The sequence below is a fragment of the Pseudomonas sp. LAIL14HWK12:I10 genome, assembly GCF_900184205.1.
Classification (GTDB): domain Bacteria; phylum Pseudomonadota; class Gammaproteobacteria; order Pseudomonadales; family Pseudomonadaceae; genus Aquipseudomonas; species Aquipseudomonas kermanshahensis.
The window spans coordinates 277683-290417 of sequence record NZ_FXWU01000003.1; the positions used below are offsets into that span (position 1 = coordinate 277683).

Sequence of the window (12735 nt, forward strand, 5' to 3'; positions counted from 1 at the left end):
TTGAGAAATTCTCAATGATTCATGAATAAAACCTAAACAAAGCGACTTATATTACAGTGTAACATTAAATAAATTCAACGATAGTTGATCTTAGTCCGCCATCCCCAGAAGAGCTTTCCCGTGTTTCACGTCTATCTTGGCCTTGCGTACCTATACGTCCTGTGGCGATTCATTCTCCCGCTTCCAATCTCGGAGGGCGGACGTACTGCCCTGGCTACCTTCCTGCTCGTGGTATCGAAGTACCACCTGATTCAGATCTGGGTATTCGGGACCATGTTCTCGCCCGAGATGCCACGGTGGGCAGTGTTGGTAGCCGGCTGGGCTTTCTGCTCGTTCGTTTTGCTGTTCGTCTTCGTGGTGCTGGCAGATCTGGCCAACGGCCTTCTGTCAGTCCTGCGGATACGTGCAGCCAAAAAACTGGTAGGGCCGAGCTGTCGATACCTGCCCGCAGCATTTGCCCTTCTTCTGTCGGCATTTGGCGTGTACCAAGCGGCGCAGGTGCCAGGCGTTCGCACTGTGGAAGTCAGGATCAAGAGTCTGCCACAGGCGATGGATGGCCTACGGGTGGTGCAGTTGACAGATCTGCACATCAGCAAACTCTTCCAGCTGCCTTGGGTAGATGCGGTAGTTTCCCGTACCAATGCACTCAACCCCGACCTGATTCTGATAACCGGCGATCTGATTGATGGGACAACCACTGATCGACAGCTCGATGTAGCTCCCTTGGCAAGACTGAAGGCTCGCCTCGGCATCATCGGCATTCCTGGCAATCACGAGTACTACTTCAACGAGCCACAGTGGCGCGCCGAGTTCGAGCGCCTCGGAATGCAGATCCTGCTGAACGAGCACGTAGTGATTGGAGCAAGCACCGAGTCGCTGGTCATAGCCGGTGTCACTGACGAAGCCGCCGCTCAATTCGGGATGGCTGGGCCGAACCTGAATGCCTCGCTTAGGGGAGTGCCAGAAACTGCTCCCATCATCCTCCTCAAACATCGACCAGCCGGTGCAGATCGCTCCGCCCAAGCAGGCGTAGCACTGCAGCTCTCCGGTCACACCCACGGTGGAATGATCAAAGGACTGGATCAGGTAGGCCGCTACGCCAACGAAGGTTTCATCTCCGGCGCCTACCAGGTGGGTGCGATGACTCTCTACACGAGCAATGGAGCGGGTCTCTGGAATGGATTCCCCATTCGTCTCGGCGTGCCAGCTGAGATCACCGAACTCATTCTTCGCGTGGATTCGTCCACCTAATCCCAATCCAGGAGATTCCAAATGGGTCATCCAGCTATCCGCCAGAACAGAGTTGCGGTCATCACCGGGGCTGCAGTCGGGATCGGCTATTCAATTGCTAGTCGCCTGTCCCAGTTGGGGATGAAAGTTGTCCTATTCGATAAGGACCAGACCGCACTCGACGCTGCAGTACTGTCGCTGTATGGCAAGAATGCAAATGCTCAGGTGGCCACCGTCACTGGGGATGTAACGTCTCCAAGCGCATTGCAGGAACTGTTTACTGTGGCCCGAGAGTTCGGCGAAGTGTCTTTCATGGTCAACAATGCCGCCATTCTCAAAGGGGCGGGTCCCTGGAACGACCAGGAACAGTGGCGTAAGACGATGGAGGTCAACTTCTGGGCGGTCCTGGCAATCCAGCAGCTGTTCGTCGATTACCTGCTCACTCACGACTACCCTGCCGCAATTGTGAATGTTGGCTCCAAGGAAGGAATTACCACCCCTCCAGGAAACACCGCCTACTCCGTTTCGAAGGTCGCAGTGAAGGTGCTGACCGAGCACCTTGAACATGAGCTGCGCGAGCGTACCGATAGCCGAGTATCGGCCCATTTACTGATTCCCGGCTACACGTTCACACCGATGAATTTTCCGGGTATGGCGGCCGGCTCCGCAAAACCCAACGCGCCATGGACAGCCGATCAGGTCGTTGATCGCTTGTTAGAGGGCCTGGCTCGTAGCGACTTCTACATCTTCTGCGAGGACAACGAAGTCAGTCGCGAGCTGGATCAGCGACGCATGCAGTGGAGCGCAGACGACCTTATCCAAAACCGGCCTGCCTTATCTCGTTGGCATCCCGCGTACCGCGAGCAGTTCAACGCGTACATCGCTGATGAGGCCCCGCCGCAGTAACCCCATCGAAGTGCGCTGAAGCGCAGCAACCTCTTACTGCTCCTTTGCACTGCACACTCTCTGCAGGTGTGGGCATCTTTTTTCCGAGAATTTCCATGGCCTCGATATCCAGCGCTTCACCGCGCACCTCAGACAGTTCAGAAATTCACGCCCCGCATGGCGTAGCAACTGCGATAGTCACCCTCGGGCTTGGAGGCCTTTTCATCGGTACCGGTGAGTTCGTTTCGATGAGCCTCTTGCCCGGCCTGGCCGAAAGCACCGGGGTGTCTATACCAACGGCAGGCAGCTACATCAGCGCGTATGCGCTGGGTGTTGTGATTGGCGCTCCGCTGATCGCGATCCTGGCAGCACGCACGTCTCGAAAAGCCCTTTTGATTGCCCTCATAGCACTATTCGCCATTGGCTACGCCGCCAGTGCTGTTGCATGGGACCACTTCAGTCTGCTGTGCGCACGCTTTCTGGCAGGCCTACCTCATGGCGCATACTAAGGCGTTGCCTGCCTGGTTGCTGCCGCCATGGTGAGTGAAGGGCGAAAGGCGCAAGCGGCTGGATATGTAATGGCCGGTCTTGCGGCCGCCAACGTGATAGGTGTGCCCGCGGCGACCTGGATAGGTCAGACCTTCGGCTGGAGAGCAGCGTTTGGATCACTCGCTGTAGCTGGTATCGCCACAATGCTCTTGTTCTGGCTGTACGTCCCGTCGGTACCGCGTGATCCGAACGCCAGTCCTAGGGCCGAGCTGAGTGGGCTCAAGCGCCCATTGATATGGCTGACGCTAGCGACTGCCTCGATCGGTTTCGGTGGCATGTTCGCGGTGTACAGCTACATCACGCCAACGCTGACCGAGATGACTGGCTTCTCGATCAACCAGGTGCCGATGGTGCTGGCCTTATGGGGTATCGGCATGATCGCCGGCAACCTGGTTGGCGGCTGGTTAGCGGACCGAGGCCTGATCCGAGCCATCTTCGCCATCATGGTGTGGAACGTGATTTTCCTGACGCTGTTCTCCCTGTTCGCTCCGTCGAAGGTTGGGACCCTCGCGGTCCTGTTCCTGGTGGGCTGTGGCTTCGCTCTGGTACCTGCTCTACAGGTGCGCTTGATGAATGTCGCCGGGCACGCACAAACACTTGCGGCCGCCCTCAACCACAGCGCCTTCAATATCTCCAATGCAATGGGGGCGAGCCTCGGCGGGATGTCTATCGCCATGGGCCTGGGCTGGGCATCAACGGGCTGGGTTGGAGCCCTGCTTGCGCTCCTGGGCATCGTGGCCATGGTCATTTCCGTGATGGTGGAAAGAGCGGCAAGAACCACATCGCAGCCAAGGTGATCCCATAGATCAAAGGGCACTCCGCTGCTTCCAATCTGTTTTGTTAATCCCTGGTGAGGTAACCATGACGAACCACCAACCTATGATCGAGCTGTCCGACGGGAACCTGATTCCTCAACTGGGACTGGGCGTCTGGCAAGCGAGCCAAGGGCAAGCCCGTACAGCTGTCAGCCAAGCGCTACAGATCGGATACCGCCACATTGATACCGCCTCGATCTATGAGAACGAGGAAGGTGTCGGAGCAGGCCTGCGTGACTCCGGTGTCGACCGTGAGAGGGTCTTCGTAACCACAAAAATCTGGAACGCTGACCAGGGATTTGAAGCCTCTGGCAAAGCTCTGGACGAGAGCCTGGCTCGGCTCAAGCTGGAATACGTAGACTTGCTGCTCATTCACTGGCCGGCGCCGGCGAAAGGGCTATTCCTTGATACCTGGAAGGCGATGATCGAGGCCAAGAAGCAAGGCAAGGCTCGCTCCATTGGCGTCTCGAACTTCAACCCAGATCATCTGAAGCAACTAATTGAGGTCACAGGAGTCGCCCCAGTCCTGAACCAGATCGAGCTGCACCCATACTTCCAGCAGGCTGACCTGCGCCGGAGCAACGCCGAACTCGGGATTCGCACCGAGTCCTGGAGCCCCTTGGCGCAGGGAAAAGCAATCGATGATCCGCTAGTACGCGAAATTGCTGCGAAGCATGACCGCACGTGCTCTCAGGTAATCATCCGCTGGCATCTGCAGCTCGGCCTAGTGGTCATTCCTAAGTCGGTCACGGAAGCTCGCATCCGAGAAAACCACCGCGTGTTTGACTTCGAATTGTCTGCCGATGAGATAGGGGCAATTGCCGCTCTCGACAGAGAGCAGCGACTGGGGCCAGATCCAGTCGTACTTGGCTGAGCTTTTTTCTTTCGTCTTGAAACAAGCAGGCGATTAGCTTCTAGCGGGTTGTGACCGTCTGCTTTTGGCCGATAGCAGAAATCCATGGAGGGCTGCTTTGGGTCGGTTAGCGCCTCTGGCGCCGAGCTGACCATCCTTGTCCTCCCTCACATGGAGCACAAGACATGAACACCATTACAACCAGCAGACGTCAGCCTTGGAACAAAGGAAAACTGGTCGGGCAAAAAGCCCCACTCCGACTGAAAGATATCTGGGCTATTCGAGTGAGGCTTCAAATCGCGGAGGAAACTCGTGATTTGGCTCTTTTCGATCTGGCCATCGACAGCAAGCTACGAGCCTGCGATCTGACTAAGCTTCGCGTCCGCGACGTTGCTCATGGGGAGCACGTGTCATCGCGAGCGATAGTGATGCAGCAGAAAACTCAGCGCTCCGTACAGTTTGAGATTACGGAGCAAACTCGGCTGGCCCTACAGGCCTGGATACATCAAGCCCATCTGCACAGCGAGGATTGTCTTTTCCCAAGCCGGCTACACGCCTCAGAGCATCTATCCACCCGGCAGTACGCCCGAATCGTGAAAGCGTGGATAAAAGCTATTGGTCTTGATCCAGCCATGTACGGCACCCACACGATGAGACGTACGAAGGCATCGCTGATCTATCGCAGGACGAAGAACCTGAGAGCAGTTCAGCTCCTACTCGGTCATACAAAGCTTGAAAGCACGGTGCGATACCTGGGTATTGAGGTCGATGACGCATTGGAAATGGCGGAGCAGACTGAGGTCTGAAAGCGTTTAGCGACGGTCGAGGTATGACCGTCGCTAAGCGACCCAAAGCAGCCATTGGTGAATGGCAGGATTCAGCCAAAAGCCGTCGCGTGCTACCGATAGCCCTGCCCTCCTAGTGAGCCGTTGAGGACCCAGCATCTTTTATTCAATCTGATTACCCACCAAGAACAAACCCAGGCCGATCAGGCAAACCACTAACTGAGTAGCGCCCAGCGTGGTCACAGGGGCGAAGTCCAATATTGAGACCAGCCAGGTAGTGATCGCCGCCGCACCCATGGTCAGGAAGCCGAGCAACGCGGAGGCCAGGCCCGCTTCGTTGCCGAACGGCCCCATGGTGATAGCGGTGCCAAGCGGGTTGGCCAGGCCCATGCCCCAGAGAAACGTGACCATCGACAACGAGTACCAGGCCAGGCCGGGCTCGCTCGGGGCGATCAACAGCAGGCCGCCAGCCAGCGCCGCGATTGCGAGGCCGAAGCTGGCGACCCGGCGGCTGCCGAAGCGCCGGGCCAGGCGTGGCGTGGCCAGACCGGCCGCGAATACCACGAATACGGTCGCAGCGAAGTACAGCCCGGCCTGCAGAGATGACAATCCCATACCGCTCATCAGGATCGCCGGTGCCGCACCGAAAGAGGCGAACAGGCCACTCATCAGAAGGCTCACGGCTCCGGCGGGCAGAATGAAGCGTCCGTCGCCGAGCAGGCGGCCGTAAGCCGCCATCACCTGTGGCACGGACTGCATGACGCGGCGTTCGAATGGCAGGGTTTCGCCAAGGCCACGGGCGTAAAAGAACGCGATGACGACGGCGGCAATTCCCACCATCACGAAGATTGCCCGCCAGCCCAGGGCGGTGGTCAGCAGGCTGCCTATCAGCGGTGAGAAACCGGGGGCCATAGCGGTAGCGATCATGGTCAGCGACAGGGCCCGCGCCAGCGTTTCGCCTTCGAACAAATCACGGGCGATGGCCCGCGCCAACACCGCAGCGGCGCAGACGCCCAGGGCCTGGATCACCCGACCGGTTATCAGCATGCCGAGCGAATTCGCCAGGCCGGCCACCAAGGTGCCGATCACGAACAGCGTGAGCCCACCGAGTACCAGGCGCTTGCGGCCGAAGCGATCGGCCAGTGGCCCTACCACCAGTTGCGCGAGCGCGAAGGTGATGAAGAAGCTGGAGAGCGTCAGCCCGAGCTCGCGGGAGGACACCCCCAGTTGCTGGCCGATCTCCGGGAAAGCCGGAAGAATGATATTGGTGGACAGGATGCTGATCGCCGACAGCCCCGCCAGCAACGCAACCATCCTGCCCGTCAGCGCGGTACCGCCATGCAGGGGCAACACACTCGTCACGCCTTCTGGCCGCACGCTCATCACACCCCCTCCCAGCGACGAAACAGCACGCTTGCATTCACACCACCAAAGCCGAAGCCATTGGACAGTGCATGGGTGATCGACATCGGCCGGGCGTTCAACGCGACCAGGTCGAGGCCCGCGGCGACTGCGTCCGGGTTGATGAGATTGAGGGTCGGCGGCGCGATCTGGTCACGCAACGCCAGCACGGTGAAGATCGCTTCGATCCCGCCGGCGGCTCCCAGCAAATGGCCCGTGGCGGATTTAGTCGAGCTGATCGCCACGCCCGCATTGGCCCCGAACAGCGCCTGAATTGCTGCCAGCTCACCTTTGTCACCAACCTGTGTGGAAGTGGCATGGGCGTTGATGTGCTGCACGTGCTCAGGCTTCACGCCTGCCTGCTGCAGCGCCAGTTGCATGGCACGCCGCGCGCCGCTGCCGTCTTCGGGGCCCGCGGTAAGGTGATAGGCATCGGCGCTGGAACCATAACCCACCAGCTCGGCCAGCGGCCTAGCGCCGCGCAGCAGCGCGTGTTCAAGTGACTCGATCACCAGCAGCCCGGCGCCTTCGGCCATGACGAATCCGTCGCGGTCACGGTCGAAGGGGCGCGACGCCTCCTGCGGCCGCTCCGCATAACCGGTCGACAGCGCGCGAGCGGCCGCGAAGCAGCCCAAGGTAACGCGGTCGATCGCAGCTTCCGTTCCGCCACACACCGCGATATCGGCTTCGCCACTTCTGATTAGCCGGGCTGCATCGCCAATGGCCTGTACGCCGGCCGCGCAGGCGGTAACCGGCGCACCAAGCGGGCCCTTGAAGCCATGGCTGATCGACACGTGCCCCGCTGCCATGTTGGCTAGAAACGACGGTGCGGTGAACGGTGATAGCCGGCGTGGCCCACGCGTGTCGGTAATGCGTACGGCCTCGGCAATAGCGCCGAAACCGCCCACCCCCGATGCGATTATCGTCGCCGTGCGCTGCCGCGCCTCTTCCGTTTTCGGCTGCCAGCCCGCTTGTTGCAAAGCCTCGTGCGCGGCCAACAGTGCGAACTCGATGAAGCGGTCCATCTTCTTGCGTTCCTTGGCCGCGATGACAAGATCGGGTTGGTAGCCAGCGACCGCGTCCTCCTCCTGCGTGGGCACTTGCCCGCCGGCCGTTATCCCTGTGCCCTCGGTGATGGCCACCGGCAGCGTACGAATGCCCGAACGCCCGGCCAGCAAACGTTGCCACACCGTTTCGGTCCCGCAGCCCAGCGGGCCAACGATACCGACACCGGTTACCACGATGCGCTGGTGCTTTTGAAAATTGATCATTGCAGCCTCTCAGATTGGCGGCGAGCAGTTGGGCACCACTCGCAACTGAATCAAGCATGTGCTTCTTGCATTTCGGCGCTCGGACGGATCCTGAACCAGATGGCGTACATTGCCGGCAGGAATACCAGCGTCATGATGGTGCCGACGAAGGTCCCGCCAATCAGGGTGTAGGCCAGGGTGCCCCAGAACACCGAGTGCGTGAGCGGAATGAAGGCGAGGATCGCCGCCAGTGCCGTCAGCAGCACCGGGCGGGCGCGCTGCACGGTGGCCTCGACGACTGCCTGGAACGGGGCAAGCCCTTCGCGCTCGTTGTGGTGGATCTGCCCGATCAGGATCAGCGTGTTGCGCATCAGGATCCCTGACAGCGCGATCAAGCCGACCAGTGCGTTGATGCCGAACGGCTGCTGGAACAGCAGCAGCACCGGCACGACGCCAATCAGGCCCAGCGGTGAAGTGAGAAACACCATGACCATGGCCGAGAGCGAGCGCACCTGCAGGATGATGATCAGCAGCGTCAGGGCAATCATGATCGGCAGCAACGGCACGATCGCCTTGCTGGCCTTGCCGGACTCCTCGATGGCGCCAGCCATCTCGATGCGATAGCCGGCCGGCAGCGTCTCGATGATCGGTTGCAGGTCCTTCCAAACGGCAGTGGACACGTCCGGCGGCTGCAGCCCCTCGGCAATGTCGCCGCGCACGGTGATGGTCGGCGTACGATCACGGCGCCGCAGGATCGGGTCCTCCATGCGTATATTCACCTCGCCGACCTGGGACAGCGGAATGCGCTGGCCCGCTGAGCCAACCAGCGTGAAACCTGCGATCTTCTCTGGGTCGAGGCGAATTTCTCCCGCCGCGCGACCGACTACCTGCACAGAGCGGATGTCCTCGCGCACCGAGGTGATCGGCACGCCGCTGAGCAGGAACTGCAGTTGCTGCGCCACGGCATTGGAGCTCAGGCCAACGGCCTGCAGACGATCTTGATCCAGAGAGAAGTGCAACGTCGGCACCAGCGGGCCCCAATCGGCGTTCACCGTGCGCATCATCGGGCTGGCCTGCAACACGGCCTGCACACGGCTGGCAATCTCGCGCAGTTGCACAGCATCCGGCCCCATCACCCTGTAAGCCACCGGGTAAGGTGAATACGGACCGAACACCAGTTGCGTGACGCGCACCTTGGCCTCAGGCGCCAGCCCTTCGGAGGCCGCCTCACGGATGCGCAGCTTGAGGGCTTCACGAGCCTCCTGGCTATCCGTCAGCACCACGATCTTGGCAAACGACGGGTCAGGCAGCTCCGGTGCCATAGCCAGGAAAAAGCGTGGCGGGCCTTGGCCGATATAGCTGGTGACGATCTTGGCTTCTTCCTGCTTGCGTAACCACGACTCGACCTTTATAGCCGTGGCATTGGTCTGCTCGATGGACGTGCCATAAGGCATCTGCAACTCGACCAGCACTTCCGGGCGGTCGGACGTCGGAAAGAACTGCTTCTTTACCAGCCCCATGCCCAGGACGGCCACTACGAACGCGGCGATCACCACGCCGGCCACCAGCCATTTGTGCGCGATGACGCGCCCCAGCAGCCTGCGAAAGCGGTTGTAATGGCGCGTGTCGTAGATCGCCGCATGTCCACCCTCGACCTGCTTGATGCCGGGCAACAGCTTCACGCCCAGATAGGGCGTGAACGCCACGGCCACCACCCAAGAGGCGATCAGCGCGATGCCAACGATCCAGAACATGTTGCTGGTGTACTCGCCGGCCGTGGACTGCGCGAAACCGTTCGGCATGAAACCGATGGCGGTGACCAGCGTGCCGGAGAGCATCGGCGCCGCGGTGTGGCTCCAGGCGTAGGCCGATGCCTTGAAGCGGTCATAGCCCTCTTCCATCTTCACCACCATCATTTCGATGGCGATGATGGCGTCGTCCACCAGCAGGCCCAGGGCAAGGATCAGGGAACCCAGGGTAATGCGGTCGAAGTTCTTGCCGGTGGCCGCCATCACCACGAAGACGAGGGCCAGGGTCAGTGGCACGGCGGCGGCCACCACCACACCCACGCGCCAGCCCATGCTGATGAAGCAGACCAGCATCACCACCAGCAGGGCGACGAAGAACTTGACCATGAACTCATCGACGGAAGAGCTGATGTTGACCGCCTGGTCGGTGACCTTGTCCAGCGTCATGCCCAGCGGCATGGCGTCATTGATGCTCGCTGTTTCCGCGTCCAGCGCCGCGCCGAGGTCGAGACCGTTCCAGCCCTCGCGCATCACCACGCCAAGCAGCAGCGCGGGTTCGCCAGCGTTGCGCACCAGAAAGGTGGCGGGATCTTCGTAGCCACGCTCCACGGTTGCCACATCAGCCAGTTTCAGGGTCCGGCCCTGCACGGCGATCGGTGTGTCCCGAATCTTCGCCAGCGTGTCGAACGCGCCATCCAGGCGCATCACCACTTGCGGGCCGGAGGTTTCCACCGAGCCGGCTGGCGTCAGCGCGTTCTGGCTGTTGAGTGCAGCGAAGATGTCCTGTGCAGTCACGCCCAGCGTCGCCAGCCGGTCATGGGAAAAGGACACGAAAATGCGCTCGGCCTGTTCGCCAATGATGTTGACCTTCTTCACCCCCGGCACATGCAGCAGACGCTGGCGCAGCGACTCGGCCTCGCGGACCAGTTGGCGCTGGGGTTCGCCGTTGGCCTTCAGGGCATACACCGCGAAGGTCACATCCGAGAACTCGTCGTTGATCATCGGCCCGATGACGCCAGCCGGCAAGCTCTTCGCTTCATCTCCGAGCTTCTTGCGGGCCTGGTAGAACTCCTCCTGCACCTGCGAAGGCGGTGTGCTGTCGAGCAATGACACCATGGTAAACGCCAGGCCCGCGCGGGTGTAGGTTTCGCTGCGGTCGTACCAGCGCAGCTCCTGCATGCGCTTTTCCAGCGGTTCGGCCACCTGATCCTGCATTTCCTGAGCAGTAGCGCCCGGCCAGGCAGTGATGACGGTCATCTGCTTGACGGTGAATGGCGGATCTTCGGCGCGCCCCAACTGGAAGAACGCCAGCGTGCCAGCCAGCGCGATCAGCAGAATGAGAAACAGGGTGATGGCACGCTCGCGAACCGCCAGTGCCGACAGGTTGAAGCGGCCTTCGCTCATGGCTGGCTCCCGGCGACTGCAGGTGCCTGGGCAACGCGCACCTCCTGATCGTCATGCAACAGGTGCGCGCCCAGCGCCACTACCTGCTCGCCCGCGCTCAGACGGCCATCGACTCGCGCCGTCTGATCGCCGATCCCCACAACCCGCACCGGCCGCCAAGCGACTTTCGCCGGCTCACCAGCGACCACCCAGACGCCGGGACCATTGCCCGGATCGTACAACGAGGCGGCAGGCACCTGCAGCGCCTGGCCTGTATCGCTCGCCGCTGCAATATCGAGAGTGATGGTAGCGCCTAGCGGGGCATTGGCCAACGCGCCGTCGAGCACGTAACGGGCCTCGAAGGTACGCGTGGTGGCATCGGCGGCCTCGGAAAGCAGACGCAGCCTCGCCGCAACCGAGGCGCCGCTGCTGCCATACAGAGCCGCCTGAGCGGTCGAACCCGGCACCGGTCGCAGGGTTTCGGGCAGGTGCACGATGGCTTCACGCTTCCCTGCTCGCGCCAGCCGCACCACTGCCTGCCCGGCGCTGACAACCTGGCCGGGCTCTGCCAGGGTTTCCATCACCACACCGTCGGCATCGGCCAGCAAGGCGGCGTAACCCCTGGCGTTGCGCGCGACATCGGCCTGGGCTTGGGCAGCGCTGAGCTGCGCCTTGGCGGAATCGGCGGCAGCCTTGATCTGATCGTAGGTCGAAGCCGATACCGCCCCGGCAGCGACCAGCCCGCGGTAACGGGCTTCGTCGTCAGCCGTCTGCTTGGCCCGCGCCCGAGCAGACGCGACGGCCTCCTCCTGCGCCCGCGCCTGCAGCTGCAGGTCGACGGGATCGAGTCGCATCAACGGCTGCCCGCGCCTGACCGTTTCGCCGGTATCGACCAGGCGCTCCAGCACCTTGCCGGATACGCGAAAGCCGAGGTCGCTTTGAGTGCGCGCGACCACTACACCAGTGAAGGAACGAGCGGCTCCGGATGCCTGCACGACCACTGCTACCCGAACCAACGGCGGCTTGTTGCGGGGGTCTTTCTGGACAGACGAATCGCCGCACGCCACCAGGACGAGAGGCAGCAGGCAAACGGCAAGAACGGCGGGCACGTGGCGCATGGGTTCCATCACTCAAAAGCAATTCAGGAACCTCATTCTTAAGCTGGTGACCAATATTGTCAATGGTCACTATTGAGCGACTAGGGAGCCAGGCTGCGTAATATCAGCGCCGGCAGGTGCGCGGCTGCCTCGACGGCGCTATCCAGGTTGTACTGCAGCTGGGCGGAATTTATGTAGGGCCGCAGGATCAGAAAGATCGCGTTGGTGGTTTCGTCCAGAGGCGTCTTGCGCTCGAATTCGCCCGTTTCGCGGCCCTCGAGCAAAATCCGCTGAATTAGCTCGCGAATGCGCAGCTCGTGCGCCTTGACCGACGGCCACTGGTCGCGCGAGGCCACCGCAGCGATGTCGTAAAGCTTTCGATCGTGGAAGAAAAGATCGCTGCCAGCCTCTGAAATCGAGCGAAACAGGCGCCTCAGCTTCTCCGAGGCACTCGGCGCATCGGCCAGTGCCGCTTCGACAATACCCATGATCATGGCCAGGCGATTGGTGCAAATCACCCCACCAATGGCCTGCTTGGAATCGAAGAATTTATAGATGTAGGCCTTGGAGAAACCGATCGCCTTGGCAAGATCCGAAACCGTGGTTTTCTCATAGCCATAGTGGCCGAAATGCTCGGTCGCGGCGTTGATGATCTGGTCGCGGATCTCATGATCCTGCGGCCCACGTGTATTCGAGGTGTTGATATCGTCGTTCATGCCTAGAGCATAACTCCACGGTG

9 protein-coding genes and 1 pseudogene are annotated in these 12735 nt (G+C 61.0%); 5 read left to right on the top strand and 5 right to left on the bottom strand.

Annotated elements, in window-relative coordinates:
• The first annotated feature begins 120 nt into the window (after positions 1-120).
• From QOS90_RS08360 to QOS90_RS08380, 5 genes and pseudogenes are all read left to right on the top strand, one after another.
• On the top strand, positions 121-1251 hold the full coding sequence (locus tag QOS90_RS08360) for a metallophosphoesterase (protein ID WP_085273179.1): 1131 nt from the start codon (positions 121-123) through the stop codon (positions 1249-1251).
• A gap of 21 nt (positions 1252-1272) precedes the next feature.
• Positions 1273-2136: an SDR family NAD(P)-dependent oxidoreductase gene (locus tag QOS90_RS08365; protein ID WP_085273178.1), complete on the top strand. Its 864-nt coding sequence runs from the start codon at positions 1273-1275 to the stop codon at positions 2134-2136.
• Between the two features lie 95 nt (positions 2137-2231).
• Positions 2232-3461 (top strand): annotated as a pseudogene (locus tag QOS90_RS08370) (MFS transporter).
• Between the two features lie 64 nt (positions 3462-3525).
• Positions 3526-4353 carry an aldo/keto reductase gene (locus QOS90_RS08375; protein ID WP_027596281.1) on the top strand — a complete coding sequence of 276 codons (828 nt, stop codon included), beginning with the start codon at positions 3526-3528 and terminating at the stop codon, positions 4351-4353.
• A gap of 164 nt (positions 4354-4517) precedes the next feature.
• Entirely contained in the window at positions 4518-5138 is a 621-nt protein-coding gene (locus tag QOS90_RS08380) for a tyrosine-type recombinase/integrase (RefSeq protein WP_027596280.1), read from the top strand.
• 141 nt (positions 5139-5279) lie between these two features.
• On the opposite strand, the gene QOS90_RS08385 is transcribed toward QOS90_RS08380, so the two are convergent.
• The 5 genes from QOS90_RS08385 to QOS90_RS08405 all read right to left on the bottom strand — a co-directional run bounded on the left by QOS90_RS08385 (position 5280) and on the right by QOS90_RS08405 (position 12712).
• Positions 5280-6500, bottom strand: a complete 1221-nt coding sequence (locus tag QOS90_RS08385; protein WP_027596279.1) for a multidrug effflux MFS transporter — start codon at positions 6498-6500, stop codon at positions 5280-5282.
• Positions 6500-7789 (bottom strand): beta-ketoacyl-ACP synthase II, encoded by a 1290-nt coding sequence (gene fabF / locus QOS90_RS08390; RefSeq protein ID WP_027596278.1) that lies wholly within the window; start codon positions 7787-7789, stop codon positions 6500-6502. Before fabF ends, QOS90_RS08385 begins: the two co-directional genes overlap by 1 nt.
• 50 nt (positions 7790-7839) lie before the next feature.
• Positions 7840-10920 (bottom strand): efflux RND transporter permease subunit, encoded by a 3081-nt coding sequence (locus QOS90_RS08395; RefSeq protein WP_027596277.1) that lies wholly within the window; start codon positions 10918-10920, stop codon positions 7840-7842.
• Complete coding sequence (locus tag QOS90_RS08400) at positions 10917-12017, bottom strand: efflux RND transporter periplasmic adaptor subunit (RefSeq protein ID WP_371098580.1); 1101 nt, start codon at positions 12015-12017, stop codon at positions 10917-10919. Before QOS90_RS08400 ends, QOS90_RS08395 begins: the two co-directional genes overlap by 4 nt.
• A gap of 80 nt (positions 12018-12097) precedes the next feature.
• Positions 12098-12712: a TetR/AcrR family transcriptional regulator gene (locus tag QOS90_RS08405; RefSeq protein WP_027596275.1), complete on the bottom strand. Its 615-nt coding sequence runs from the start codon at positions 12710-12712 to the stop codon at positions 12098-12100.
• Positions 12713-12735: the final 23 nt, after the last annotated feature.

What these genes read in the sequence shown, in the direction of transcription:
- QOS90_RS08365 (WP_085273178.1), top strand. Translation starts at nt 1,273, where the DNA reads ATGGGTCATCCAGCTATCCGCCAGAACAGAGTTGCGGTCATCACCGGG.
- QOS90_RS08375 (WP_027596281.1), top strand. Translation starts at nt 3,526, where the DNA reads ATGACGAACCACCAACCTATGATCGAGCTGTCCGACGGGAACCTGATT.
- QOS90_RS08380 (WP_027596280.1), top strand. Translation starts at nt 4,518, where the DNA reads ATGAACACCATTACAACCAGCAGACGTCAGCCTTGGAACAAAGGAAAA.
- QOS90_RS08385 (WP_027596279.1), bottom strand. Translation starts at nt 6,500, where the DNA reads ATGAGCGTGCGGCCAGAAGGCGTGACGAGTGTGTTGCCCCTGCATGGC.
- fabF (WP_027596278.1), bottom strand. Translation starts at nt 7,789, where the DNA reads ATGATCAATTTTCAAAAGCACCAGCGCATCGTGGTAACCGGTGTCGGT.
- QOS90_RS08395 (WP_027596277.1), bottom strand. Translation starts at nt 10,920, where the DNA reads ATGAGCGAAGGCCGCTTCAACCTGTCGGCACTGGCGGTTCGCGAGCGT.
- QOS90_RS08400 (WP_371098580.1), bottom strand. Translation starts at nt 12,017, where the DNA reads ATGCGCCACGTGCCCGCCGTTCTTGCCGTTTGCCTGCTGCCTCTCGTC.
- QOS90_RS08405 (WP_027596275.1), bottom strand. Translation starts at nt 12,712, where the DNA reads ATGAACGACGATATCAACACCTCGAATACACGTGGGCCGCAGGATCAT.